This window comes from Novosphingobium aerophilum, assembly GCF_014230305.1.
Taxonomy (GTDB): domain Bacteria; phylum Pseudomonadota; class Alphaproteobacteria; order Sphingomonadales; family Sphingomonadaceae; genus Novosphingobium; species Novosphingobium aerophilum.
Genome location: NZ_JACLAU010000009.1, coordinates 14,025 through 39,609, shown reverse-complemented (window position 1 = coordinate 39,609; position 25,585 = coordinate 14,025). Strand labels below are relative to the sequence as shown.

Annotated in this window: 21 protein-coding genes and 1 tRNA gene; 18 read left to right on the top strand and 4 right to left on the bottom strand. The window is 70.1% G+C overall.

Annotated features, from left to right (window positions below; translation table 11 throughout):
* Nucleotides 1-100: 100 nt before the first annotated feature.
* Genes H7F49_RS08300 through H7F49_RS08290 form a run of 3 tightly spaced genes read left to right on the top strand, consistent with a single transcriptional unit; the run spans nucleotide 101 to nucleotide 3,851 of the window.
* A complete protein-coding gene (locus H7F49_RS08300; protein WP_185683119.1) occupies nucleotides 101-1,939 on the top strand; it encodes a hypothetical protein in 1,839 nt (612 codons plus the stop codon).
* Nucleotides 1,936-2,865, top strand: a complete 930-nt coding sequence (locus H7F49_RS08295) for a tyrosine recombinase (protein WP_185683118.1) — start codon at nucleotides 1,936-1,938, stop codon at nucleotides 2,863-2,865. Before H7F49_RS08300 ends, H7F49_RS08295 begins: the two co-directional genes overlap by 4 nt.
* Before the next feature lie 41 nt (nucleotides 2,866-2,906).
* Nucleotides 2,907-3,851 (top strand): acetyl-CoA carboxylase carboxyltransferase subunit alpha, encoded by a 945-nt coding sequence (locus H7F49_RS08290; protein WP_185683117.1) that lies wholly within the window; start codon nucleotides 2,907-2,909, stop codon nucleotides 3,849-3,851.
* A 178-nt stretch (nucleotides 3,852-4,029) separates the two neighbouring features.
* Here H7F49_RS08290 and H7F49_RS08285 read toward each other — a convergent pair whose 3' ends face one another.
* Both H7F49_RS08285 and H7F49_RS08280 read right to left on the bottom strand, forming a co-directional pair.
* The gene (locus H7F49_RS08285; RefSeq protein ID WP_185683116.1) at nucleotides 4,030-4,203 is read right to left on the bottom strand and encodes a Flp family type IVb pilin; all 174 of its coding nucleotides are present in this window, start codon (nucleotides 4,201-4,203) and stop codon (nucleotides 4,030-4,032) included.
* A gap of 117 nt (nucleotides 4,204-4,320) precedes the next feature.
* Complete coding sequence (locus H7F49_RS08280; RefSeq protein ID WP_185683115.1) at nucleotides 4,321-4,506, bottom strand: Flp family type IVb pilin; 186 nt, start codon at nucleotides 4,504-4,506, stop codon at nucleotides 4,321-4,323.
* A 101-nt stretch (nucleotides 4,507-4,607) separates the two neighbouring features.
* Here H7F49_RS08280 and H7F49_RS08275 point away from each other — a divergent pair, with 101 nt between their 5' ends.
* From H7F49_RS08275 to H7F49_RS08260, 4 genes are all read left to right on the top strand, one after another.
* Nucleotides 4,608-5,060 (top strand): (deoxy)nucleoside triphosphate pyrophosphohydrolase, encoded by a 453-nt coding sequence (locus H7F49_RS08275; protein WP_185683177.1) that lies wholly within the window; start codon nucleotides 4,608-4,610, stop codon nucleotides 5,058-5,060.
* Nucleotides 5,061-5,106: 46 nt separating this feature from the next.
* A tRNA-Arg gene (locus H7F49_RS08270) sits at nucleotides 5,107-5,183 on the top strand.
* Nucleotides 5,184-5,353: 170 nt separating this feature from the next.
* Nucleotides 5,354-6,055 carry a pentapeptide repeat-containing protein gene (locus tag H7F49_RS08265; protein WP_185683114.1) on the top strand — a complete coding sequence of 234 codons (702 nt, stop codon included), beginning with the start codon at nucleotides 5,354-5,356 and terminating at the stop codon, nucleotides 6,053-6,055.
* 54 nt (nucleotides 6,056-6,109) lie between these two features.
* Nucleotides 6,110-6,586, top strand: a complete 477-nt coding sequence (locus H7F49_RS08260; RefSeq protein ID WP_185683113.1) for an SOS response-associated peptidase family protein — start codon at nucleotides 6,110-6,112, stop codon at nucleotides 6,584-6,586.
* A gap of 3 nt (nucleotides 6,587-6,589) precedes the next feature.
* Here the strand turns inward: H7F49_RS08260 and H7F49_RS08255 are convergent, their stop codons facing one another.
* On the bottom strand, nucleotides 6,590-6,772 hold the full coding sequence (locus H7F49_RS08255; RefSeq protein WP_185683112.1) for a DUF6771 family protein: 183 nt from the start codon (nucleotides 6,770-6,772) through the stop codon (nucleotides 6,590-6,592).
* Between the two features lie 423 nt (nucleotides 6,773-7,195).
* On the opposite strand from H7F49_RS08255, the gene H7F49_RS08250 reads away from it, so the two are divergent.
* The 3 genes from H7F49_RS08250 to folE all read left to right on the top strand — a co-directional run bounded on the left by H7F49_RS08250 (nucleotide 7,196) and on the right by folE (nucleotide 11,351).
* Nucleotides 7,196-9,073, top strand: coding sequence for a methyl-accepting chemotaxis protein (locus tag H7F49_RS08250; protein WP_185683111.1), 1,878 nt, complete (start codon nucleotides 7,196-7,198; stop codon nucleotides 9,071-9,073).
* Between the two features lie 112 nt (nucleotides 9,074-9,185).
* On the top strand, nucleotides 9,186-10,712 hold the full coding sequence (locus H7F49_RS08245; RefSeq protein ID WP_185683181.1) for a phospholipase D-like domain-containing protein: 1,527 nt from the start codon (nucleotides 9,186-9,188) through the stop codon (nucleotides 10,710-10,712).
* Nucleotides 10,713-10,727: 15 nt separating this feature from the next.
* Nucleotides 10,728-11,351, top strand: coding sequence for a GTP cyclohydrolase I FolE (gene folE, locus H7F49_RS08240; protein WP_407940296.1), 624 nt, complete (start codon nucleotides 10,728-10,730; stop codon nucleotides 11,349-11,351).
* Nucleotides 11,352-11,527: 176 nt separating this feature from the next.
* On the opposite strand, the gene H7F49_RS08235 is transcribed toward folE, so the two are convergent.
* Nucleotides 11,528-12,007, bottom strand: a complete 480-nt coding sequence (locus tag H7F49_RS08235) for a peroxiredoxin (protein WP_185683175.1) — start codon at nucleotides 12,005-12,007, stop codon at nucleotides 11,528-11,530.
* A gap of 274 nt (nucleotides 12,008-12,281) precedes the next feature.
* Between H7F49_RS08235 and H7F49_RS08230 the strand changes: the two genes are divergently transcribed.
* From H7F49_RS08230 to addA, 8 genes are all read left to right on the top strand, one after another.
* Nucleotides 12,282-12,719 carry an S-adenosyl-L-homocysteine hydrolase gene (locus tag H7F49_RS08230; protein WP_185683110.1) on the top strand — a complete coding sequence of 146 codons (438 nt, stop codon included), beginning with the start codon at nucleotides 12,282-12,284 and terminating at the stop codon, nucleotides 12,717-12,719.
* Nucleotides 12,720-12,843: 124 nt separating this feature from the next.
* Nucleotides 12,844-14,274, top strand: a complete 1,431-nt coding sequence (gene ahcY, locus H7F49_RS08225; RefSeq protein ID WP_185683109.1) for an adenosylhomocysteinase — start codon at nucleotides 12,844-12,846, stop codon at nucleotides 14,272-14,274.
* Nucleotides 14,275-14,418: 144 nt separating this feature from the next.
* Nucleotides 14,419-16,770, top strand: coding sequence for a sensor histidine kinase (locus H7F49_RS08220; RefSeq protein ID WP_185683108.1), 2,352 nt, complete (start codon nucleotides 14,419-14,421; stop codon nucleotides 16,768-16,770).
* Nucleotides 16,767-17,222: a tRNA (adenosine(37)-N6)-threonylcarbamoyltransferase complex ATPase subunit type 1 TsaE gene (tsaE, locus tag H7F49_RS08215; RefSeq protein WP_185683107.1), complete on the top strand. Its 456-nt coding sequence runs from the start codon at nucleotides 16,767-16,769 to the stop codon at nucleotides 17,220-17,222. The genes H7F49_RS08220 and tsaE overlap by 4 nt, the downstream gene beginning before the upstream one ends.
* Nucleotides 17,219-18,217: an aminoglycoside phosphotransferase family protein gene (locus tag H7F49_RS08210; protein ID WP_185683106.1), complete on the top strand. Its 999-nt coding sequence runs from the start codon at nucleotides 17,219-17,221 to the stop codon at nucleotides 18,215-18,217. Before tsaE ends, H7F49_RS08210 begins: the two co-directional genes overlap by 4 nt.
* Nucleotides 18,218-18,308: 91 nt before the next feature.
* On the top strand, nucleotides 18,309-19,040 hold the full coding sequence (locus H7F49_RS08205; protein ID WP_185683105.1) for a nucleotidyltransferase family protein: 732 nt from the start codon (nucleotides 18,309-18,311) through the stop codon (nucleotides 19,038-19,040).
* 56 nt (nucleotides 19,041-19,096) lie between these two features.
* Nucleotides 19,097-22,102: a double-strand break repair protein AddB gene (addB, locus tag H7F49_RS08200; protein WP_185683104.1), complete on the top strand. Its 3,006-nt coding sequence runs from the start codon at nucleotides 19,097-19,099 to the stop codon at nucleotides 22,100-22,102.
* Entirely contained in the window at nucleotides 22,066-25,581 is a 3,516-nt protein-coding gene (gene addA / locus H7F49_RS08195; RefSeq protein ID WP_407940295.1) for a double-strand break repair helicase AddA, read from the top strand. Before addB ends, addA begins: the two co-directional genes overlap by 37 nt.
* Nucleotides 25,582-25,585: the final 4 nt, after the last annotated feature.

Here is a 25,585-nt window from a genome sequence, read left to right as displayed (position 1 = left end):
GCCTGGCCCTGATCGCCCTGGTGGCCTGGGCCTGGATCGACGGCGGACGCGAACCCCTGCGCGAGATCGCCGAGCCCGTGGCCGTGCCGGAGGCTGTCCGATGAAGGTCGCCCTGTGGCTCGCCGGGACGGCGCTCGTCCTGAGTTCGGCCCTGGCGATCGCCCAGGATGCGCCCGAATCCCTGCTGCCGCCAGGGTTCGATCGTCCGGCCCCGCGCCCGGCCCGCGCCCCTGCGCCCGCGTCCGCTCCGGCTGCGACTGCGCCTCAGGCTCCGCGCGCCGCCACCCCGGTGGTCCAGCCGCTGCCGGGAGCGGCACCCGCGACTGCTGCGGGGCCGGTCGCCCTGCCGACCAATCTTCCCTCGATCGAGGCCCTGGCGGCGATGACGCCGGAAGAGCTCGAGGCGGCGCTCAACCTCAAGCCCAGCGACGATATTCCCCCGGCGGCCCGGCGCGCGATGAGCCGGGTGGGCCTGCTGGACGAGGGTGAGGGCGGTCTGCCGCACTGGCATCTGGCGCGGCAGGATCCGCTGCTGGTGCGCACGGCGCTGGCCGCAAATCGGGGCCGGCTGGTCTCGCGCTGGGGGCACATCGTGCTGCGCCGGGCGCTCGCCTCGCGGCTCGACGCGCCGGCGGGGATGGACCCGGCCGAGTTCGCCGCGCTGCGGGCCGGGCTGCTGGTCCGCATGGGTGAGGGCGAGGTCGCGCGGGGCTTGGTGCAGGATGTCGACACGGCCAACTTCGGCCCCCTGCTGACCGCCGCCGCGCTCGATGCCTATGTGGCCACGGGGGATTTCACCGGGATCTGCCCGGCGGTGCAACTGCAGGGCGCCGGCAGCAGGGACAAGCCGTGGCAGGTGCTCGGGGCGATCTGCGATGCCTTCGCCGGGGAAGGCAGCCGCGGCCTGGCTTCGCTCGATCGCCTCACCTACTTCGGCGCCATGCCGCGGGTCGACATGCTGCTGGCCCAGAAATACGCCGGGGCCGCCGGCAAGGGGCGCCGCGCGGTGACGATCGAATGGAACCAGGTCAAGGACATGACGCCGTGGCGCTATGCCATGACCACGGCCATCGGCCTGCAGCCCCCGGCCGACCTGATGAAGAGCGCCGGCCCAGGCTATGCCCTGATGGCGGCCACGGCGCCGGCGCTGGGCCTGGAAGCGCGGGCGGTGGCGGCCGATCGGGCCGCGGCCTGCGGCATCCTGTCGAGCACGGCGATGGTCGACCTTTATGCCCAGATCTATGACGAGGCGGACGCCACCAGCGAGAGCGGCCAGCGCGCCGCAAAGCTGCGGGATGCCTATGTCGCCGCCACTGCCGACGATCGCGCTGCGGCGATCCGTTCGCTGTGGGGCGAGGGGCGCGATCGTGAGCTGCGCTATGGCCGCCAGGTCCTGACCGCCTATGCCGCCGCGCGTCTGGCCCCGACCAAGGCCCTGGCCGACGACGCGGCGCCCCTGATCGCCGCGATGCTCAGTGCAGGGCTGGACCGCAACGCCGCCCGCTGGTCCGGAGTGGTGGACAGCGGCAGCGAGGCCTGGGCCTTGCTGGCCCTCGCCAATCCCGCCGCGACCCCTGTCACCGCCGGGGCGATCGACGATTTCCACGCGGCCGATGACAGTGCCGACCTGCGCAAGAGCCGGTTCCTGGTTGCCGGGCTGGCGGGCCTGGGGCGGTTGCCTCTGGCCACGGCGCAGGATCTGGCCGGCAAGTACGGCTTCGCGCTCGATCGGCCGAGCCGCTGGGCCAAGGCGATCGACCTGGCCGCCGAATACCGCAATGCCACGCTGGTGGCGCTGCTGGTCGGTCTGGGCATGCAGGGCGATGACTGGAAGCGGATGACGCCGCGCAACCTCTTCCACATCGTGAGCGCGCTCAACCGGGTCGGGCTGGGGGCCGAGGCCCGGATGATCGCGGCGGAAGCGGTCGCGCGCGCTTGACCGGGAGCGGCAATCCGGTCGATTCCTTTCTGGCGATGCTCGCGGCCGAACGCGGCGCGGCGCTCAACACCCTGGCCGCCTACCGGCGCGATCTCGATGGCGCGGCCGGGGTCTTGGGCGACCTGGCCGGGGCCAGCGAGGATGACCTCGGTCGCCTCGGCGCAGCCTGGAGCGAGCTCGCTCCGGCCAGCCTGGCGCGCAAGTGCTCGGCCCTGCGGCAGTTCTACGGTTTCCTGGTCGACGAGGGGCTGCGCCGGGACGATCCGTCCACCGCGCTGCCCCGGCCCCGCGCCCGCCGCCCCTTGCCCCGGCTGCTCAGCCATGCCGAGATCGCCTCGCTGTTCGCCCGGGCCGAGGAGGAGGCCGTGGCCGACCAGCCCGAGGCGGTCCGCCTGCTGGCCCTGCTCGAGCTGCTCTATGGCTCGGGCCTGCGCGCCAGCGAGCTGGTGACGCTGCCTCTCGCCGCCGTGCCGCGCGATGCGCCGTTCCTGACCCTGACCGGCAAGGGCGGGCAGCAGCGGATGGTGCCGGTCAGCACCCGGGCGCGGCAGGCGCTGTCGCGCTGGCTGGCGGTGCGGGTCGCCCCCGCAACCGGTCCGGGGGCGCGCCAGCTCTTCCCTTCGCGCGGCGAGAAGGGCCACCTCACGCGGGTCCGCCTGTTCCAGATGCTGCGCGACCTGGCCCTGCGCGCGGGGCTGGCGCCGGAGAAGGTCTCGCCCCACGTGCTGCGACATGCCTTCGCCACCCACCTGCTGGAAGGCGGGGCCGACATCCGGGTCCTGCAGGCCCTGCTGGGCCATGCCGATATCGCCACGACGCAGATCTACACGCACGTCGACTCGGCCCGACTGGTCGAGCTGGTCAACCGGCGCCACCCCCTGGCCACGCGCCCAAGGCCCGGCGCATCGGACGATGGCCACGGCTGAATGGCTTGCCCAGACCGCTCGGCCCGACTAAGCCGCCGCGGATGATTTCCTTTCTCGAATTCGAAAAGCCCGTGGCCGCGCTGGAAGCCCGCATCGCGGAGCTGCGTGCCACCGCCGCCGACGGCGATATCGACATCGCGGCCGAGATCGAGCGGCTGGAAAAGAAGAGCGCCGCGCTGCTGGCCAGCACTTACGCGGCCCTGACGCCGTGGCAGAAGACGCAGGTCGCCCGCCACCCGTCGCGGCCGCATTTCGCCGATTTCGTCGCCCATGCCTTTTCCGATTTCATGCCGCTGGGCGGGGATCGGCGGTTTGGTGACGACCGGGCGATCATCGGCGGCTTCGCCCGGCTGGGCAAGCGGCGGGTCATGCTGATCGGGCACGAGAAGGGCCACGACACGCACAGCCGCATTCGCCACAACTTCGGCATGGGCAAGCCCGAGGGCTATCGCAAGGCGATTCGCCTGATGGAGCTGGCCGGTCGGTTCGGCCTGCCGGTGGTCACTCTGGTGGACACCTCGGGCGCGTTCCCCGGGGTCGAGGCCGAGGAGCGCGGCCAGGCGGAAGCCATCGCCCGCTCGACCGAGGCCTGCCTGTCGCTCGAGGTGCCGATGGTCGCCGCGATCGTCGGCGAGGGCGGATCGGGCGGGGCCGTGGCCCTCGCCAGCGCCGAGCGCGTGCTGATGCTGGAGCACGCGGTCTATTCCGTGATTTCGCCGGAAGGGGCCTCGTCGATCCTGTGGCGGACGGCGGATCGGGCGCCTGACGCCGCCGAGGCGATGAAGGTGACCGCGCAGGACCTGCTGCGGCTGAAAGTGATCGACCGCATCGTGCCCGAGCCGGTCGGAGGCGCGCATCGCGATCCGCTGGGCACGGCGCGGGCCCTGGGCCAGGCCATCGGCGAGGAGCTGGATGGGCTTGCCCGGCGCAAGCCGGCCGACCTGCTCAGGCTGCGCGAAGAGCGGTTCCTGGCCATCGGCGACTGATCGTCGGCAGGGGAGGCATCGTCCGCCCCGTCGCTTGCCTGCCTAGCTATCGAACCGGACGCCCGGTCGCAGCGGGGGGACTTGGCCCGCCGCGTTTGCCAGCGATCCTATCGCCCAAACGAAAGCGGGCGGCAGGTTGCCCTGCCGCCCGCTCTGTTTCTGGACCTTCGTCCGCCGATTAGGCGTTGGCAGCGTTCAGCTGCGACGAGGTGCGCGAGAAGGTGGTGTTGAGCTGCGAGCCCAGACCCGAAACGGTGGTCATCACGGCGACGGCGATGAGGGCGGCGATCAGGCCATACTCGATCGCGGTGGCGCCAGCTTCGTCGCGGATCAGCTTGCTGAAGAAGGTCATGTCTAGTCTCCTGGTTGAGCAGTCTTGTTACCCGTCTCTTCCCGTCCCACCGGGCCGAGCGGTCTTCGAACTATCAGGCAGGTCTTGCCAAAACGTTAAGCGGAATGGCGGTTTTGTTCAGGCGTTGGTCGCATTGCGCATGGTGGTGGTGACGCGCGACCACATCGAGTTGGTCTCGCTGGCAAGGCCGCTGATCGCCGCCATGATGGCAAAGCTGAGCAAGGCGCACAGCATCGCATACTCGACCACCGTCGCGCCCTTTCGGTCACGCAGCAGTTGCTTCATGATACGCAGCATGTTCATTCAGCCCCCGCCGAAAGCAATCTCCGCCCAAGGCTGCCACGCTTCTCGTTACCATCGGGTTATTGAGGTCGCTCGGTAGAATGCCGTCCCCCGTCAGCCGCATGCCCGGCGTGTCCGCCGACTCAGCCGATCCCGCGGCGCCCGTGGTGCCGCCCGCGGCGATCCTGGTGGTGGCGTTGGCATTGCTGGATGATCGGGGCCGGGTCTGTCTGCAGCAGCGCCCTTACGACAAGCAACACGGCGGGCTCTGGGAGTTTCCCGGTGGCAAGGTCGAGCCCGGCGAGCATCCCGAGGCCGCGCTGCGCCGCGAGATCGACGAGGAGCTTGGCGTCGTGGTGGCGCAGGACGATCTCAGCCCCTGCGGCTTTGCCGCCTCCCCGGGACTGGTCATCCTGCTCTATGCCTGCCGCCGGTGGCGCGGCGAAGTGGCCTGCCTCGAGGGCGAATCGCTCGGCTGGTTCGATCCTGCAGCGGTGCCGCAACTGGCCATGCCGCCGCTGGATTACCCGCTGGCCGCCCAGTTGCAGAATCTTCTGGCGACCGGCGCGATTTAGCCATTGCCAAGCCCCGCACTCTGTCCTAATGGCGCCGCTCCCGAGGGCGCCCGTAGCTCAGCTGGATAGAGCATCAGACTACGAATCTGAGGGTCGGACGTTCGAATCGTTCCGGGCGCGCCAGGGACAAGACCCCGGAAACCACTGGTTTCCGGGGTTTTCTTATGGTGATAGAGCCATCAGCAAACGCGGCTGCCGCCATTCTGCTGCCCGGGGGGCGGCAACAAGAATTGTCCATAGGCTGGTGCCAAACCGCCATGGCCGCCCGGCGGGCGAGCGTGTAGGCCCGGGGCATGACCAGCGAAAACCCTGCTTCCGCAACGGCCGAGGACGCGGTTCTCACGCGCGTGGATGTCGTGCGTCTGGCTGCGACGGCGGGCAGCGCATCGGCGCAGCTGGTGGGGTGCACGCTCGACGGCGCCGATCTGTCGGGCCTCGATCTCACCGGCTGGCGCTTCGAGCGGTGCAGCCTGCGCGAGGCGGACCTGGCCGGTGCGCGGCTGGATCACAGTCGCTGGCATTCATGCCGCGGGGCGCTGGCCTCATTCCGGGCGGCGGACCTGACCGAGGCGGAGTTTCGCGCCTGTGACTTCAACAATGCCGACCTGCGCGGAGCCCGGATGACGTCGGTGCGCCTGACCGGGTGCAAGCTGACCGGCGCCGACCTGACCGAAGCGCGTCTGTTCGATCTGGCTTGCGAGGAGGTCCTGTTCGCGGGGGCGCGTCTGGCCGGCAGTGTCTGGCGGCGGCAGCGGCTGCGGCGGATCGACTGGGGCCAGGCCGATCTGCGCAAGGCCGATTTCCGGGAGGCCGTGTTCGAGGACTGCAGCCTGCGCGACGCGCTGCTCGCCGGTGCGCGGTTCGACAAGGCGGACCTGCGTGGCGCCGATCTGGGCGGGCTCAGGCTGTCCGATGCGGCCCTGTTCCGCGGAGCGACCATTTCTCGCGACCAGGCGGCCCTGCTGATGGCCGAACTGGGCCTGCGGCTGGGCTGAACCCCGCTGGCCGTCGCTTACCGCCTTGATGCACCGGCGACCGAGGTTGCGCAGGTGCTGGGCTGCGCCGCGGCGGGTGATCCCTGGCCGGGCGGCGAGGTGGTGCCGGGCGGCTATGCCCCGGTGATGATCGCCGACCGCGAAAAGGGCCGGCATCTGGTTCCCCGGATGTGGGGCGTGCCGCCACCGCGCGGCGACTATCTGGTGCCCTTTGCCCGCAATCTCGACAGCCCGTTCTGGGTCGGGGTGCTGCGCCACACGGGCTTTCGCTGCATCGTGCCGATGACCGGGATCCGCCGGGGGAGAGACTGGTGGGTGCCGCCGGGCAATGCGATCAGCGCCTGCGCCGGGATTTGGCGTGATACCGAAATTCCCAGCTTCGCCATCCTGACGAGCGGCGGTGCCGACGGTCAGCCCGGCGGACTGCCGGTGGCGCTGGGCCCTCGCGCCTGCGACCTGTGGCTGCGCGCCGATATCCGCGAGGCCCGGGTCCTGGTCGAAGAGGCATCGGCCGGGTTTCTTGCCCCCTAGAACTTAGAGCGCCAGCGGCAGTTGTCGGTCCTCGGGCGGGAAGGGCGGAACATCGGCCAGGACGGCCAGGGCCAATTCCCGCGCCGCGGCGGCGCGCTGCCGGGGATCGGGCGAGCCGAGCGCGGCATGGGCCCAGTCCGGCGCCGCGAGGATGGCGTGAGTCAGCTGATCGGCATCGATTCGCATGCCGGACAGTTTAGAACATAAGCGGAACATGTAAAGGCAATGCCCGTTCCGGGCGAAGGCAGGGCCCTTTGGGTGAAGCAGCACCCATGTAAAGAATTGTAAGCCTTGGCCCGTCCAGGCGGCCTGACACTGCACAACCGCAATCAGTTGCATTCGGTAACGGAAGCAACGCGGCCACCAGTCCATCCCAAAAAGGCGATGCCGCAGGCGATGATGGCGGCATCCGGGTGCACCGGTTGAGCTATATGTCGTTGTAAAAACTACAAACTACAGTCGCATCCGCATGGGTCCGGAGATCATGGCGACCGGATACCGCTTACGAAATCGATTGTACGTAATACCCCAGGGCTCGGGGACAACGCCAGATTTGCGCGGATACGGGCAGAGCGCCAGCCGACGCGACAGGAGCAAGAGGACAAGAGCATGCGTGCTGGCAAGACCATCCGCGAAACGGCGCGCAGACTGGGCGGGGTCGTGATCGTGAGCTTTGTGGTGGCTGTGGGGCTGGTGACCCTGGCCCTGCAGACCGTTCGGGTCGGCGGCCAGATGGATCGCGAGAACCAGCTCAACGCCGATTTCGTTGCGGACATCATGCCTCCGGCGTTGTTCCTGGTGGAACCGATGCTCCATGCGACCTGGATGGTCGCCGATCCCGAGCAGACCGAGCAGCATGCGGCCGAGCTGGACCGGCTGGAGAAGACCTATCGCGAACGCCTGAAGTACTGGCAGGGCACCGAGCTCGATCCGGAGTTTCGCCGTGAGGTGGTGGAAAAGCTGCAGCCGCTGGGCGACAAGTTCTGGCAGCATGTCCACGCCGAACTGATCCCGGCCGCGCGGAGCCGTGATGCCGAGCGTATCAATGTGGCCCATGACGGATTGGAAGGCTTCTATGCCGACTACAAGGCCCAGATCGATCACCTGGTCAGCGTGTCCCAGGCCCGCAACGCGGAACTGCATGACAACAGCCTGACGGTGAGCAACTTGGCGCTGGTGGCGCTTGGCGGTCTCTGCGCGGTGTTGGTGGCGCTGTTGCTGTGGACCATGCGCACCCTGAACCGGCGGGCACTGGTCCCGCTGGCCGAAACCGCCAGCACGATGAGCCGCATGGCCGCGGGCGATCTCGAGGCCGGCCGGACCACCGATCACCGTCCCGACGAGATCGGCGAGATGACCCGTGCGATCGAGGTGTTCCGTCAGGTGTCGCGCCAGCAGGTCGATAGCGCCGAGGCCCAGCGGCTGGTGGTTTCGGCCCTGACCGAAGGGCTCGACAAGCTGGCTGCCGGAAAGGTCAACTTCCGCATCGAGACGCGCTTTGCCAGCGAGTACGAAGCGCTGCGCGTCAGCTTCAACGAGACTGTCGCGACCCTGGGCACCCTGATTCGCGATGTGGCCGAATCCGCCCACAACGTCAGTCTGGGCGCATCGGAGATCCTCAGCGCCTCCGACGATCTGGCCAACCGCAACGAGCGTCAGGCGGGCAGCGTCGAAGAGACCGCTGCGGCCATGCGCCAAGTCGCGACCAGCGTATCGGCGTCGGCCCAGAACACGGTGCAGATGCGCGACACCATCGCCGAGGCCAACACTGAGATCGAGGCCGGGAACGGCGGGGTCTCGCGAATGGTGGCGGCCATGACCGAGATCGAGGCCTCCTCGCGCGAGATCAACGAGATCATCTCGGTGATCGAAGGCATCGCCTTCCAGACCAACCTGCTGGCTCTGAACGCCGGGGTCGAGGCGGCGCGCGCCGGCGAGGCGGGCAAGGGCTTTGCCGTGGTCGCCAACGAGGTCCGCGCCCTGGCCCAGCGGTCGAGCGATGCGGCGCGCGAGATCAACCAGTTGATCAAGACCTCGTCGATCCGGGTCGGCGAGGGGGTCAGCCTGGTGAACGCCACGGGCGACATGCTGGGGGTCGTCGCCCGGCGGATCGGCAGCATCAACGACAACGCCGCCCATATCTCGGAATCGGCCGAGGCGCAGGCGCGCAATCTGGAGCAGGTCAGCAGCGCCGTGTCCGACATGGACCGCGTCACCCAGCAGAACGCCGCCATGGTCGAGCAGACCACGGCCGCGGCACGCTCGCTGGCCGAGGAGGCCAAACGGCTGGCGCTGCTTGTCTCGCAATTCGATGCGGGCGGCAACGCCGGCGCGACCGGGGCAAGCCGGGCCGAAGTGCGGACGGCGGCGCAGCCGGTCGCGGCGATCCCGATCGTGCGGGCTCCGGCTGGCGCCATGCCGGTGCCGGCCACGATCGGCGCGACCGCGCTGGCCATGGCCGAGCCGGCCGACTGGTCCGAGTTCTGACGGTCTCCCGGCCCGGCCCCCGGCCGGGACGACACCCCCGGTCAAGCCCTGGAACGGGGGACCGTGGCGGGCGTTTTGCCATCAGGCTCGCAGTCGGGGTACAGGCCGTCTTGTGTCCAGTGCCAACGACGCCCTGACCGAATCCGCCCTGCCGCCCGAAACCGGCGAAGGCCCGGCCTATTGGCGCTTTGCCCGGGCCAGCCGGGCCCATGTGGTGGTCGACGCGGCCGACTTCTTCCTGCTGATGCAGCAGGCCATGCTGCGGGCGCGCCGGCGGATCATGCTGATCGGCTGGGATTTCGATACGCGGGTGCGGCTGGGGCCCGGCCGGCGCTGGTGGAACCGGCCCAACCGGCGGCGCTATCCGGCCCGGCTGGGCGCCTTCGTGATCTGGCTGGCGAACCGCACGCCCGGGCTTGAGGTGCGGGTGCTCAAATGGAACTTCGGGGCACTGAAGTTCCTGTTCCGCGGCAGCATGATCCTGGATCTGCTGCGCTGGTTCTGGCACCCCGCGATCGACTTCAAGTTCGATTCCGCCCATCCGCTGGGGTGCAGCCACCATCAGAAGATCGTGGTGATCGATGACCGGTTCGCGGTCTGCGGCGGCATCGACATGACCGGTGATCGCTGGGACACGCCCGAACACCGCGAGCATGATCCGCGGCGGCAGGGCCCCGGTCGCCACATCTATGGTCCGTGGCACGATGTCACGATGATGATCGAGGGCGAAGCGGCGGCGGCGCTGGGGGACCTGGGCCGGGCGCGCTGGCGGCGGGCCGGGGGCGGAGACCTGCGGCCCTGCCCGGGCCAGGTCGAGAGCGCCTGGCCGCCCGGGCTGATCGCCGAGTTCACCGACGTCGAAATCGGCATTGCCCGCACCTCGGCGCGCTGGGGACCTTACCCGGAAGTGCGCGAGATCGAGGCCCTGTTCGTCGAACATATCGCCCGCGCGCAGCACTTCATCTATGCCGAAAGCCAGTACTTCGCCTCACGCCGGGTCGCGGAGGCGCTGGCCGCCCGGCTGTCGGCCTCCGATCCGCCCGAAGTGGTGCTGATCAATCCCGAAAGCGCACACGGCTGGCTGGAGCAGGCCGCGATGGATGGCGCCAGGGTGCGACTGCTCCACGCCATCGCCGAGCACGATCCGCTGCGGCGGCTGAGGGTCTTTGTGCCGTATTCCGGCCGCAAGCCGATCTACGTACACGCCAAGCTCATGATCGTGGACGACGAGATCCTGCGGGTCGGGTCGGCCAACCTGAACAACCGGTCGATGGGTCTGGACAGCGAGGCAGACATGTTCATTGACGCCACGCGTCCCGCCAATGATCGCGCCGAGGTGCGATCGGCCATCACCCGCTTGCGCCATCGCCTGCTGGCGGAACACTGCGGTCTCGATCCGGCGGCGCTTCCCGCGCTGTTGGCGGAGGCGGGATCGATGGCGGCGATGATCGATGCCCGGCCGCGGTCGGCCAAGCGGCTGCAGGCTTTTGACTTGCGCCCGCTGACCGATGCTGAAAAAGCGATAGCCGACAGCGCGCTGCTGGATCCGGAACGGCCCGAGGAACTCTTCGAGCCGATCAGCCGCGGGCGGGTAAGGGGACTATTCCGGAGGGGCGGGCTGTTGCATCGGCCGCGCTAGCAAGAGGCGAATTCCATGAGCAAGACCAATGACGCCGCCGCGGGCATGCCTGCCGGGCTGGCCCCCGACGGCAAGATCATCGTGCCCGACGAGGTGCAGGAGGCGATCCGCACGCTGATCCGCTGGTCGGGTGACGATCCCCAGCGCGAAGGCCTGATCGACACCCCGCGCCGCGTCGCGCGGGCCTGGCGCGAGTATTGCCAGGGCTATGGCGAGGACCCGGCGGTCCACCTGTCGCGGATCTTCGAGGAAGTGGGCGGCTACAACGAGGTGGTCCTGCTCAAGGACATCCCGTTCCAGTCCCATTGCGAACACCACATGGCGCCGATCATCGGCAAGGCGGCCATCGCCTATCTGCCGCGCAACCACGTGGTGGGCATCTCCAAGCTGGCCCGGGTGCTGCACGGCTTCGCCCGCCGCCTGCAGATCCAGGAGCGACTGACCGCCGAGGTCGCGCAGTGCATCTGGGACAACCTGAAGCCCATCGGCGTCGCCGTCGTGATCGAGGCCAGCCACGCCTGCATGACCGCGCGCGGCGTGCGCACGCCGGGGGTCAACATGGTGACCAGCCGGCTGATGGGCACCTTCCTCGACGATGAGCGCTCGCGCAAGGAAGTGCTGAGCCTGATGGGCTACTGAGGTCAGCCGGGCCGCGGGCCCAGGCACCCTGATCCAAACGGGAGGGCACGGGGGAAGGCTGGCTCTCCCCTTATCCTCGCCAAACAAAAGAGGGCCCGTAACGGGCCCTCTCCTGTTTCCTCCCCGCAAGCGGGCAGGTCATGCCTGGAACCGGAGCCGTTCGGCCCGGCCGGTCCTTACAACTGCTCGAGCATGTAGTCGGCGGCGCTCACCTTGAACTCGCCCGGCGCCTCGACGTTGACCGTCTCGACCACGCCGTCGTTGATGATCAGCGAGAAGCGCTGGCCGCGCTGGCCCAGGCCGAAGCCGCTGCCGTCCATGGTCAGGCCCAGGGCCTTGACGAAATCGCCGTTGCCGTCGGCCAGCATGGTGACATCGGCCGATCCGCTCGCCGCGCCCCAGGCCTTCATCACGAAGGGATCGTTGACGGCGGTGCAGACGATCTCGTCGATCCCCTTGGCCTTGAGTTCGGCCGCCTTCTCCACGAAGCCGGGCAGGTGCTTGGCCGAGCAGGTCGGGGTGAAGGCCCCCGGAACCGAGAACAGGGCGACCTTCTTGCCCTTGAAGTACTCACCGGTCTGCACCGGCTCGTTGCCCTCCTGAGTGGCCTTGATCAGCTTGACGTCGGGAAGGGTATCGCCCTGGGCAATGGTCATCGTCTGGTCCTTCTGGCTGTCCGGCAGGTGCCGGGTGACTGTGTGGCCAGACATAGGGACGCCCCGATGAATCGCAACAGGGCATCGGGACGGCTTGCGCCATGACGGCGGAGCGAAGGGTGGTTGCGACGAACCGAACAGGGTGAACATCGGCTTAAGCGCGTGTCTTGAACGCTGGGTAAGCCTGGCTGCGTCACACCTCGGACGTGGATGGGACCACGCGAGGGAGCGCACGATGGACAGGATCAGGACCGGACACAGGATCAGGGCCGGAATGGCGGCACTCGCCGCGATCGGCACGCTGCTGGCCACGCCGGCACGGGCCGGGGATGCGCAGGAGGCGGAAAAGCTGCGGCGGCTGGACATCATGCTGATGGTCACCGCGCTGCGCTGCCGCACCACCGAAGACAATTTCCAGGCGGATTTTGCCGCGTTCGAGGCCTCGCACCTGGCCGAGCTGAACGACGCCGCGCTGCAGCTCCGCAAGAGCCTGGTCGCGGCGAACGGGGTGGTCGGGGCGAGCCGCGAGCTCGACCGGATCAGCACCGGCATGGCCAACCAGTACGGCCAGGGCCATCCCCGCCTGGATTGCGCCGAGCTCAAGCAGGCGACGCGGCTGCTGGCCGAACTGAAGGGCCGCGAGGCCCTGCTGAGTGCGGCGGACGAGCTGCTGGCGGCTCCGGCGCGGCCGGTTCTGGCCCTGTCGCGCTGAGGTCATGCCAGGGGCGCCGCCGGCCGGTCCGGAAGGACATATAAAGACTTCTTTATATTGAGAGCGAATACGGCTAAGGGCGGTGCCATCCGGCGCTGCCCCAAGCTGTCTGCGGCGCGCTGTCATGCAGGAGAACACCGTGTCCGCCACGCTCGAAGCCGCCAAGGATTACGTCATCGCCGATATCGGTCTCGCCGATTTCGGCCGCGCCGAGATCGCCATTGCCGAAACCGAGATGCCCGGCCTGATGGCGCTGCGCAAGGAATTCGGGCCGAGCCAGCCGCTCAAGGGCGCGCGGATCACCGGCTCGCTGCACATGACGATCCAGACCGCCGTGCTGATCGAGACCCTGGTCGCCCTGGGCGCCGAGGTCCGCTGGGCGACCTGCAACATCTTCTCCACCCAGGACCACGCCGCCGCGGCGATCGCCGCCGCCGGGATCCCGGTCTTCGCCGTCAAGGGTGAGAGCCTGGCCGAGTACTGGGACTATGTCGGTTCGATCTTCGACTGGGATGACGGCACCGGCCGCACCGCCAACATGATCCTGGACGATGGCGGCGATGCCACCATGTTCGCGCTGTGGGGCGCCCGCGTTGAAGCCGGCGAAGCGCTGTTCGAGCCGAGCAACGCCGAGGAAATCGAGTTCTGCCGCGCGCTGAAGGCCTTCCTCAAGCGCAAGCCCGGCTACCTGACCATGTCGGTCGCGCACATCAAGGGCGTCTCGGAAGAGACCACCACCGGCGTGCACCGGCTGTACCAGATCGCCAAGGACGGCAAGCTGCCGTTCCCCGCGATCAACGTGAACGACAGCGTCACCAAGTCGAAGTTCGACAACCTCTACGGCTGCAAGGAATCGCTGGTCGACGCGATCCGCCGCGCCACCGACGTGATGCTGGCCGGCAAGGTCGCCTGCGTCGCCGGCTTCGGCGATGTCGGCAAGGGTTCGGCCGCCTCGCTGCGCAATGGCGGCGCCCGCGTGATCGTGACCGAGATCGATCCGATCTGCGCACTGCAGGCGGCGATGGAGGGCTATGAGGTCGTGACGATGGAAGAGGCCGTGACCCGCGCCGACATCTTCGTCACCGCCACCGGCAACGAGGACGTGATCACTGCCGAGCACATGAAGGCGATGAAGCCGATGAGCATCGTCTGCAACATCGGCCACTTCGACAGCGAGATCCAGATCGCCGCGCTGAACAACTACAAGTGGACCGAGGTCAAGCCGGGCACCGATCTGGTCGAGTTCCCCGACGGCAAGCAGATCATCATCCTCGCCAAGGGCCGCCTGGTGAACCTGGGCTGCGCCACCGGCCACCCCAGCTTCGTGATGAGCGCCAGCTTCACCAACCAGACGCTGGCCCAGATCGAGCTGTTCACCAAGAGCAGCCAGTACAAGAACGAGGTCTATGTCCTGCCCAAGCACCTCGACGAGAAGGTCGCGGCGCTGCACCTGGAGAAGCTGGGCGTCAAGCTGACCACGCTGAGCAAGCGCCAGGCCGACTACATCGGCGTCCCCGAGGCGGGCCCGTTCAAGCCGGACCACTACCGCTACTGAGCGGTCGCTCCCTGCGGGGCTCAGGACAAATGCATAAGGGCGGGGCGAAAGCTCCGCCCTTTCGTCTTTGTGGCCGGTGCAACGACTGTAAAACCGGTTGCAGGACCATTGTCATTCGTCGCCCCGCCGCATAGCCAGAAGGCCATGCCCCTTGATCCCACCGTGCTGATGTTGATCGGCCTGCTGCTGGCTGCCTGGACGGCCGTGGCGGTGTGGTTCATCGTCGTGGCCCGAGGGCGCGCGCGCCGCGCCGACGCCGCCCTGCGCGGGGCGCGGCGGCTGGCGCGCATGGTCGACGAATCGCCCGCCATCCCGCTGCTGGTCCGTGCCGACGGCCGGATCGAGGCCTCGGCCCGCCTCGCGCTGTGGCTGGGGCTGGAGGCGGTGCCGCAGTACCTCTCCGAGCTGGGCCAGGGCGAACGGTCGGAGGGCGGGATCCCGCTGCTCCAGTTGGGCGAGCTCAACGATGCGGTCCGGCGTTGCCAGAAAACCGGGGCGGCATTCCGGATGATCGTCACTCCGGCCGGGTCGAACCGCTCGCTCTCGCTGCGCGGCCAGCTTGCCGATCCGCAGATCTCCCCGGGCGGCTCGGCGCTGGTCTGGGTGTTCGACTTTTCCGAGAGCGAAACCGAGATCGTCCGCCTGCGCAGCGAGGCTGCACGGGCGCGGGCCGATTTCGCCGCGCTGATCGGGCTGATCGAGGCCGCGCCGATGCCGATGTGGTTCCGCGATCGCGACGGTCGGCTGCGGCTGGTCAACAAGGCCTATGTCACCGCTGTGCAGGGCGACAGTGCCGACAGCGTCGCCGCCGCCGGGATCGAGCTGGTCGAGGCGGTGGACGGCATCAGCGCCCGGGAGATGGCCCTGCGCGCCGTGACCGAGGGGGCCCCGATCGAGCGCATGGTTGGTGCGACGATCGGCGGCCAGCGGCGGACCCTGCGGGTCAGCGACTTGCCCATCGGCGACCAGGGCGTGGCCGGCTATGCGATCGATATCGAGGACATGGAGGAGCTGGGGCGGGCCTTCCGCGCCTTCCGCGAGGCGCAGCGATCGATGCTCGACCAGCTCTCGGCCGGGGTGGCGCAGTTCGATGCCCGCCGGGGGCTGACCTTCGCCAACCAGCCGTTCCAGCGCATTTTCGGGCTGACCCCGGCGATCCTGATCGACCAGCCCCTGTTCGAGCGCCTGCTCGACCTGATCCGCGACCATGGCCGCGTGCCCGAAGTCCGGGATTTCCCGGCCTGGCGGCGCGAAAAGCTCGACTGGTTCCGCGACAACCAGCCCCATGAGGAGGCCTGGACCCTGCCCGACGGGACGCACCTGCGGGTGGTGGCCCAGCCGATGCCGGATGGCGGCCTGCTGTTGATCGTCGAGGACCGGACCGAGGAGATCCGGCTCTCGGCCACGCGCGACACGCTGCTGCGCACCCGCACGGCGACCTTCGACAGCCTGTTCGAATCGCTCGCCGTGTTTGCGCCGGACGGCAAGCTGCAACTGTGGAATCGCCGCTTCGAGCAGGACTGGGAGCTTGAGGGCGAGTTTCTGGATACCCACCCCAAGATCGATCTGCTGCTGGACCGGATCGCCACGCGGCTGTCGCAGCCCGATCAGGCGGGCCTGATCGGGGGCGTGGTCAGCGCCGCGACGCTCGATCGCCAGCAGACGAGCGGCCGGGCGCTGCTGGCCGATGGGCGGACGCTGGAATTCGCCGGGGTGCCCTTGCCCGACGGCAATGGCCTGCTCACCGTGCTGGACATCACCGACAGCCAGAAGGCCGAGGCCATGCTGCGGGAACGCAATGCGGCGCTGGTCGAGGCCGATGGGGTCAAGACCCGGTTCCTGGCCAACATGAGTTACGAGTTCCGCACCCCGCTGACCTCGATCGGCGGCTTTGCCGAGCTGCTCGAAGCCGGTCTGGGCGGCGAATTGAGCCCGCAGGGGCACGAATATGTCGGGGCGATCCTGACCTCGGTGAAGCGGCTCGGCGAGCAGATCGAGACCGTGCTCGACCTGTCGCAGAGCGAGGCCGGGCTGCTGCCGCTGGCCAGCGAGAAGATCGAGCTCCTGCCCTTCATGACCCGCATCGTCGAGGAGCGGGCCGGGCCGTTGCGCGAGGGCGGGCTGAGCCTTGACCTGCGCGGTAATCGTTCGGCGGGCTGGATCACCGGCGACCGGCGGCGGCTGGCCCGGGCGATCGGCCACCTGATCGACAACGCCATGGCCGCGACATCGCCGGGCGGGCGTATCCTGGTTGATCTCAGCCCGACCAAGCTGGGCCCGCGCGTGGTCATCTCGGACAATGGACCCGGCATGGATGCCGCCACGCTCGCCCGCGCGCTGGAGGGCCTGGCGCCCGACAGCGAGGCGGCCAGCGGAGAGCGTCGCCGCGGGCTGGGCCTGCCGTTGGCGCGGCAACTGATCGAGGCCCATGGCGGCACGCTCGAGCTGTTGTCCGAGCCCGGGCAGGGCACGGCGGCGATCGTGCAGTTCCGATGACCGGGGCCTGCACCGAACCCTTGCCCGACCTGGCCGCGATGACCCGCTTCGGGCAGCGGATCGCCACCCGTCTGCGGCCCGGCGACGTGGTCGCGCTGTCGGGCGGCCTGGGCGCGGGCAAGACCACCCTGGCCCGGGCCATCCTGGCAGCCCTGGGCCATGCGGGCGAGGTCCCGTCGCCGACCTTCTCGATCGTCGAGCTGTACGAACCGCCCGCGACCCGCCTGCCGACCGTCCACGCCGATTTCTACCGGCTGCGTGACCCTGCGGAAGCGGAGGAGCTTGGTCTGGACGATTATCGCCAGGGCGGCGTGCTGATCGCCGAATGGCCCGAGTGCGCGGGCGGGTTCGCGCATGAACCGGGGTGCCTTGGCATCCTGTTGGAAAATGACGGGACAGGACGGATCGCCATTGTCGAGGCGGGGGCGGATTGGGTAGGGCGGCTGCCATGAGCAGTGCCGATCCCGCCGCCGTTCCCGAAGGCATCGAGCCGTTTATCGCCAGTGCCGGCTGGTCCGGCGCCGCGATCGAGCCCTTGCCGGGCGATGCCTCGTTCCGGCGCTATTTCCGCCTGCGCCGCAGCGGGGATCGCACGGCCATGCTGATGCACGCCCCGCCGCCGCACGAGGACCCGGCGCCGTTCCTGCGCGCGGCGCGGTGGCTGGATGATGCCGGGCTGCGGCCGCCGCGCGTGCTGCACGAGGATTCGGCAAAGGGCTTCGTCCTGCTGGAAGACTTCGGGGAGGTGCGGATGCGCGACTACCTCGACGCCTGGCCCCAGGACGAGCGCGAGATCTATGCCGCCGCGGTCGATACCCTGACCACGCTGCACAAGGTCACCCCCGGGCCCTTCACCGCCTATGGCCTGCCCGAGTACCAGCGCGAGGCCAAGCTGTTCATCGACTGGTTCTGCCCGGCCCGGAACCTCTACGTTGACGGCAAGGGCTGGGCCGAGGCCTGGGACGAGGTGCTGACCCCGCTGCTCGGCCGCCAGCGCCCCGGGGTGACCGTGCTGCGCGATTACCACGCCGAGAACATCATGCTGCTGGGCGCCCTCCACAAGCAGGGCCTGCTCGATTTCCAGGACGCGCTGGTCGGGCATCCGGCCTATGACCTGGTTTCGCTGCTGCAGGACGCCCGCCGCGACGTCAGCCCCGAGCTGGAAAGCGAGATGGTCGCCCGCTATCTGCGCGGCCATGCCGATCCGGAGACCTTCGTGGCCGACTATGCCCGGCTCGGCGCCCAGCGGAACGCCAAGATCGTCGGGATCTTCGTCCGGCTGTGGAAGCGCGATGGCAAGCCCCGCTACCTGGATCTGATCCCCCGCGTCTGGGCCCTGCTGGAGCGGGATCTGGCCCATCCCGCGCTGGCCCCGGTGGCGGCCTGGTTCGATGCCAACATCCCGGCCGACGTGCGCCGTGCCGGAGGCGGGGCGTTCGAGGCATGAGGGCCGGTAAGGCGGAGGCGCGGAAGGGCCGAGCGAACTGCGGTTCGCCCCAGGCCGCCTTGCCTTGGCGTCAACCCGCAAGGCGCGCCGCATGACCCAGGCCTCCGACACCGCGATGGTCATGGCGGCCGGGCTCGGCAAGCGGATGCGGCCGCTCAGCACCACCCGGCCCAAGCCGCTGGTCAAGGTGGGCGGCAAGGCGCTGATCGACTGGAGCCTGGACCGGCTGGTCGAAGCCGGGATCGGTCGGGCCGTGGTCAATGTCCATTACCTGGCCGATGCGCTCGAGGCCCATCTGGCGCAGTACGGCCGCCGGCAGCCCGACCTGGCGATCACCGTGTCGGACGAGCGCAGCCTCCTGCTCGAGACCGGCGGCGGCATGGTCCGGGCCCAGGCCCAGGCCCTGCTGCCCGACCCGTTCTTCTGCCTGAACAGCGACAACATCTGGCTCGACGGGCCGCGCACCGTCTTCGCCGAACTGAGCAGCGCCTGGGACCCGGCGCGGATGGATGCCCTGTTGCTGGTGGTGCGTCATCCGGCGGCGCATGGGCATGAGGGCAAGGGCGATTTCCATCTCGACCCCCTCGGCCGGATCAGCCGCCGCCGGCCCGGGCGGGTCGCGCCTTTTATCTACACCGGCATCCAGATCGTGGCGCACCGCCTGTTGCGCGATGCGCCGGAAGGGCCGTTTTCCACCAACCTGCTGTGGACCCGCGCGATGGAGGAGGGGCGGCTGTTCGGCTGGGTCCACACCGGCCAGTGGTTCGAGGTCGGCACGCCCCAGGCGATCGCCCCGACCGAGGCGCTGCTCTCGCGTGGCTGACGCCGCCCCCGAACTCTGCCTTCCCCGTTCGCCCGACACGAACGGATCCCGGTGCTATGGCTGAGGGGAAAGGCAGCGGCCGCCCCGGACCGCAGCTCTATTCCATCGCCGCGCACCGGGGCTTTGCCGATGCGCTCGTCGCCGGGCTGATCCCGCGTTACGCCGATCCCGACCTGGGCCTGGCGCGGCTGACCCTGCTGCTCCCCAGCCAGCGCGCGGTCCGCACCGTCACCGAAGCCTTCGTACGCCTGTCGGGCCGGGGCCTGCTGCTGCCGCGCATGGCGGTGGTGGGCGATCTGGACCTGGACGAGACCCTGGGGCCGCTGCTCGATCCGCTGGGGGCGGACGATATCCCCCCGGCGGCCGATCCGGTGCGGCGATGGCTGCGACTGGCGGAACTGCTGCGCGACGAACTGGGGGATGCGGCCCCGCGGGGCGCGGCGCTGCTACGCCAGGCCTTCGAACTGGGGCGGACCATGGACCGCCTGCTGGTCGAGGGGATCGGGCCGCAGGAGCTGCTTGAGGACCGGGTGATCGGCGTGGTGGGTGACCAGGCCGCGCACTGGCAGGGCTCGATCCGCACCTTCGCGCGGGTCCAGGCCCGATGGCTGGCCGAGCTGGAAGCGCGTGGCGAGATCGACGTGCCGGCCCGGCGCAACCGCCTGTTCGAGCGCGCGGCGCAGCGCTGGCGGGCCGCTCCGCCGGTCACCCCGATCGTGGCGGCCGGGGTCACCAGCGCCTCGCCCGCATTGGCCCGGCTGCTGCGGGTCGTGGCCGACCTGCCGGGTGGGGCGGTGATCCTGCCCGATCTCGACCTGACCCTGGAGGATGCGGTGTGGGACGCGCTCGGCACCGCCGGCGCTCCGGCCGGGCCAGACGATCCGCCGCTGGGGCGGGACGATGCCGTCACCCATCCGCAGTATCACCTCAAGCTGCTGCTCAACCGCATGGGGGTGCGCCGCGACGAGGTCGAGCCCTGGCACCGCTCGGGCCTCAGCGCGGCCGAGCCGGCGCGCAGCCGGGCGATCTCCAACCTGTTCCTCCCGCCTGCCGCCAGCGCGCGCTGGGTCCGGCTGAAAGCCGACGAGCGCCGCCTGTCCGGGGTCCGGGTGATGGAGACCGCCCACCCGGAAGAGGAGGCCCAGGCGATCGCGGTGCTGATCCGCGAGGCCCTGGAGATTCCGGAGCGCCGGGTCGCTCTGGTCACCCCCGACCGCGGGCTGGCGGCCCGGGTTGTCGCCCATCTGCTGCGCTGGAACATCGTCGCCGACGACACCGCCGGCCAGCCCCTGCCGATGACCGCCGCCGGACGCCTGCTGCTGCTGCTGGCCGAAGTCATCCGCACCGCCGCAGCCCCGGTTCCGCTGATCGCCTTGCTGGTCCATCCGCTGGGGGGCGAGGGCGTGACCGGCTGGGATGGCGACCGCGCGACCTGGCTCGATCATGCCCGGAGGCTGGACAAGGCCCTGCGCGGACCACGCCCCGAGCCGGGCCTGGACCATATCCGGCGGCTGGTCGAGGCGCGTGATGATGCGGCGTTCAGCGCCTGGTGGACCGCGGTCGCGGCGCGGCTGACGCCCCTGCTCGACGGAACCGACCGCACGCTTGGAGTGGCCCTCGATGGTCTTGCCGAGGCGGCCGGGGCCTTGTCGGGTGGCCGGGTCTGGGCCGGGGGCGATGGTCGATGCCTGGCCCAGTTCATCGAACAGACCCGCGTCGCGGCCCATGCGGTCGGCACCGTGGTGGCCCCGGGCGATCTTGCGGCCGTGCTGCGCGACGCGATGGAGCGCATCGCCGTGCGGCCGCTCTGGGGTGGGCATCCGCGCGTCGCGATCTACGGCGTGATCGAGGCGCGGATGAGCCGCGCCGACCTGGTCATCTGTGGCGGCCTGACCGAAGGCACCTGGCCCGGCGCCGCAGCGCCCGATGCCCTGCTGGCGCCGGCCGTGTTGCGCGCGCTCGGCGTGCCGGGGGCGGACTTCCGGGTCGGGCTCGCCGCCCACGATCTGGCTGCCGCGCTCGGGGCGCCCGAGGTGGTGCTGAGCCATGCCCGCCGCGATGTCTCGGGGCCGGCGATCCCCTCGCGCTTCGTCCTGCGCGTCCGCGCCATGCTGGGCGAAACCCTGCTGCAGGATCATGCGGAGCAGGAGGCGGTGGCGCGGGCCCGCGGGATCGATGACGCGCCCGCCGAACCGCCAGCGGTCCAGCCCCGGCCGAGCCCCAGCGCAGCGCAGCGCGACGTGCCCCTGGCCGTGACCGCGCTCGACCGGCTGCGCGGCGATCCCTACCAGTTCTATGCGAGCGAAATCCTGCGGCTGCGCGCCTGGGACCCGCTCGATGCCGATCCCTCGGCCGCGTGGAAGGGCACCGCAGTCCACGCGATCCTCGAAGCCTGGCACAAGCAGGGCGGGGATCTGCTGCCGATCGCCCGCGCCGAGGTGGCGAAGATGAGCGCCCACCCGCTGGTGCGCGGGCTGTGGTGGCCGCGGCTCGAGGCCGGACTGCAGTGGATCGAACAGGCAATCGCCGATCAGGAGGCGATCGGGCGGACGGTGATCGCCAGCGAGGCCAAGGGGCACATGACCTGGCGCGGCGTCAAGCTGAAGGGCCGGGCCGACCGCATCGATCGCCTGCCCGACGGCACGCTCGCCGTGGTCGACTACAAGACCGGCAGCCCGCCCAGCGCGCGCCGGGTGGAAGAGGGCTTCGCGCTGCAACTGGGGCTGATCGCCCTGATGGCGCGGGACGGGGCCTTTGCCGGGGTCAGCGGGGAGCCCACCCGGTTCGAATACTGGTCGCTGCGCAAATCCTCGCGCAGCCCGACCGGGTTCGGCGACTGTTCGGAGCCGGTGCTCGAAGGCAAGAAGAGCTCGGGCATTCCCCGCGAGGAATTCGTGGCGACCACCGCGCACTTCCTGGCCGACGCGATCGACCGCTGGATCAGGGGCAGCGAACCGTTCACCGCGCGGCTCAACCCGGATCTTCCAACCTACACCGATTATGACCAGTTGATGCGGCTGGACGAATGGCAGGGCCGGAGCGCCGCGGAGGGCATGCCATGAGCCGGGTCTATCCGCTGCAGGACAACCAGCGCCGTGCGGTCGATCCGGCCGAGACGGTCTGGCTTTCGGCCTCGGCCGGGACGGGCAAGACCCAGGTCCTCTCGGCCCGGGTCTTGCGGCTGCTGCTGCAGGAAGGGGTGGGCCCGGGGCAGATCCTGTGCCTGACCTTCACCAAGGCCGGCGCGGCCGAAATGGCGACCCGGGTGAACGAGGTCCTGGCCAACTGGGTGCGCATGCCGGACACCGACCTGGCCGAGCAGCTCGCGGCGATCGGGGCCCCGATCGATCCCACCACCCGCGCCCGCGCCCGCACCCTGTTCGCCGCCGTGCTCGACTGCCCGGGCGGCGGGCTGCGCATCAACACGATCCACGCCTTCGCGCAGTGGCTGCTTGCCGGCTTTCCCGAAGAGGCCGGGCTGACCCCGGGCACCCGGGCGATGGAGGATCGCGACCGGCTGTTGCTGAGCCGCGAGGTCCTGGCCGAGCTGCTCGTGGCCGCCGAGGCCCGCGGGGACGAGGGCCTGCTCGATGCCCTGGGCCGGCTGTCGCTGCGCATGGCGCCCGAGGATGTCGAACGCTTCCTGATGCGCTGCGCCACCTGCCGCGAGGCCTGGTTCGGCCCGGGCGCCTGGATGCCGCCGCTGCGCGATCGGGTCGAGGCCTTGCTCGGGCTGCCGCCGGGCGCGACCCTGCGCGAGCTCTGCACCGACGCGGCTTTCGATGTGCGGAGCCTGCGCCGTTGCATGGCAATCAACGCGGCGTGGAAAGCGGCGACCGGACAGAATGCCGCCAATGCGATCGGTGACTGGCTGGCTTTGGCCCCGGAGGAGCGGGCTGCGCGCATCACTGGGCTGGCCGAGCATTTCCTCACCAAGGCGGGCGAGCCCAAGTCGACCAAGAACCTCGACAAGGTCGATCCCGCCTATGTCGATCACGCCGCGCGGGTGATCGACAGCATCCGCCAGGTGCAGGAGCGCGCCGCCATGCTGGCCCTGGCCGAATGGCTGGCCCCCGCGCTCGAACTCGGCCGGACCTTCGCGCTCGCCTGGGACGAGGCCAAGCGGCGCGAGGGGCTGATCGATTTCGACGACCAGATCCGCCAGGCCGCCGACCTGCTGGGCCGCTCGGAGCTGGCCGAATGGATCCGCTACAAGCTCGACCGCCGCTTCGATCACATCCTGATCGACGAGGCGCAGGATACCAATGCCGCCCAGTGGGAGATCATCGGCGCGCTGACCGGGGACTTTTTCGCCGGGGTCGGACAGCGCGATCCCGAGGTGCTACGCACCCTCTTCGTGGTGGGCGACTACAAGCAGGCGATCTTCCGCTTCCAGGGGACCAGCCCGGAAAACTTCGAGCGGGCCCGCCGCCAGGTCCGCGCGCAGATGTCGGGACTGGCCGAAAATGTCGTTCGGCTGCGCGCCGCCGAGGAGGCCCGCGAGCTGCGCGAGCTGGGGCTGGGGCGCAGCTATCGCACTGCGCGGCCGATCCTGGACTTCGTGGACCGGGCCATCGCCGCGATCGGGCCGGAACGCTTCGGGCTGAAGCAGGCCCCCGATCCGCATGTGGGGGAAGAACGCCCCGGCATGGTCGTGCTGTGGCCGCCCGCGGTGCCGACCGGGGGGGAGGATGGCGATCCGGGCGAGGAGGGGGAGGAGACCTGGCTCCCGCGCCCCGACCGGCAACTGGCTGACCGTCTGGCGCGCCAGATCGCCGAATGGCTCGACCGGCGCAAACCCGGCTATCCGCTCCACAAGGGCCGGCACCGCCGTGCCGAGGCCGGTGACATCATGATCCTGGTCCGCAAGCGCAAGGAGCTGGCCGGGCTGATCGTCGCTCGGCTCCATGCGCGCGGGGTTCCGGTTGCCGGCGTCGATCGCCTGCGCCTGGGCGCGCCGCTGGCGGTGAAGGACGTGATGGCCGCGCTGCGCTTTGCCGCTCAGCCGCTCGACGATCTCAATCTGGCGGGGCTGCTGGTCTCACCCCTGGTCGGCTGGTCGCAGGAGGACCTGCTGGCCCATGGCTACCGGCCCGCCGGCGTGCCCTTGTGGGAGCACCTGCGCCGTTCGCGCGAGCCGCTGGTGACCGCGACCGTGGGCCAGTTGGTCGGGCTGCTCGCCCGGGCCGATTACGACATGCCCCAGACCCTGTTGCACTGGCTGCTGGTCGGGCCCTGGCAGGCGCGGCGCAAGCTGGTGGCGCGGCTGGGGCGCGAGGCGAACGATCCGCTCGACGAACTGCTCAACGCCGCCCACGGCTATGGCACCAGCGAGACCGCCAGCCTGACCGGGTTCCTCCACTGGTTCGATGCGGGCGACGGCGAGCTGAAGCGCGAGGCCGAGGGCGGCGGCGGGCTGGTGCGGGTGATGACGGTCCACGGGTCGAAAGGCCTGCAGGCGCCGATCGTGATCCTGGCCGACGCCGCGGACGATCCCGATCGCGGTCTGGGCACACCGCTGGCCTTGGCCGAGCCGCGTCCGGCCGGATGGGAGCACGCCTACCATGCCGCGCGGACGATTCCGCTGCCAGGCCTGCGCAAGGACGAGAAGCTGGGCCGGATCGCCGAAGCCGAGGCGCGCGCCCGGGCCGAGGAGCGCGAGGAGCACTGGCGGCTGCTCTACGTCGCCATGACCCGCGCGGAGGAGGCGCTGTTCGTCACCGGATCGCTCTCCGCCCGCGAAACCGAACCGGCGGCCGATTCGTGGTACGCCCGGCTGGCCGCCGCGCTGGATGATGTGGCGCCCGAGCCTGACCCGCTGTGGGATTGCCGGATCGCCCTGGGCGTTCCGCCGCCGCCCGCCCCGCCCGCCGCGGCGGAGACGCTGGAGCTGGATCTTCCCCCCTCGCTGCCGCCATGGATGGGGCGCCCGGTCGGCGAAGAACCGCGCCCGCCGCGCCCGCTCGCCCCGTCCTCGCTGGGCGAGGACGAGGGGGCCGATCCGCCCTATCCGCCCGGTTCGGGCGGCGATGCCGCGCGGCGCGGCACGTTGATCCACCAGTTGCTCGAGCGCCTGCCCGACGTCCCTGCGGAACATCGCGACGAGCGGGCGGCCCGCTGGCTGGCGCGGCACGCGACCGATCTGGGCGAGGCGGCGCGCGCCGATCTGGCCCGGGATGCGCTGCGGGTCCTGGCTGATCCGCGCTGGTCCGATCTGTTCGCGCCCGGCGCCCTGGCCGAAGTGCCGATCGCCGCCACGGTGGGCGAGCGGGTGATTGCCGGCACGATCGACCGGCTGGTGGTCACGTCCGAGCGGGTCCGGCTGGTCGATTTCAAGACCACCCGCCGACCGCCGTCTGACCTGGCCGAGGTCCAGCCCGCGATCCTGCGCCAGATGGGCGCCTATGCGGCGGCGCTGGAGGTGACCTTCCCGGGACGGACAGTCGAAGCGGCCCTGCTGTTCACGCATGGCCCGACGCTGCTGGCCATTCCGCCCGAGGTGCTGGCGGCGCACAAGCCGCTCTTCGTCGCAGGCGATTAATCCT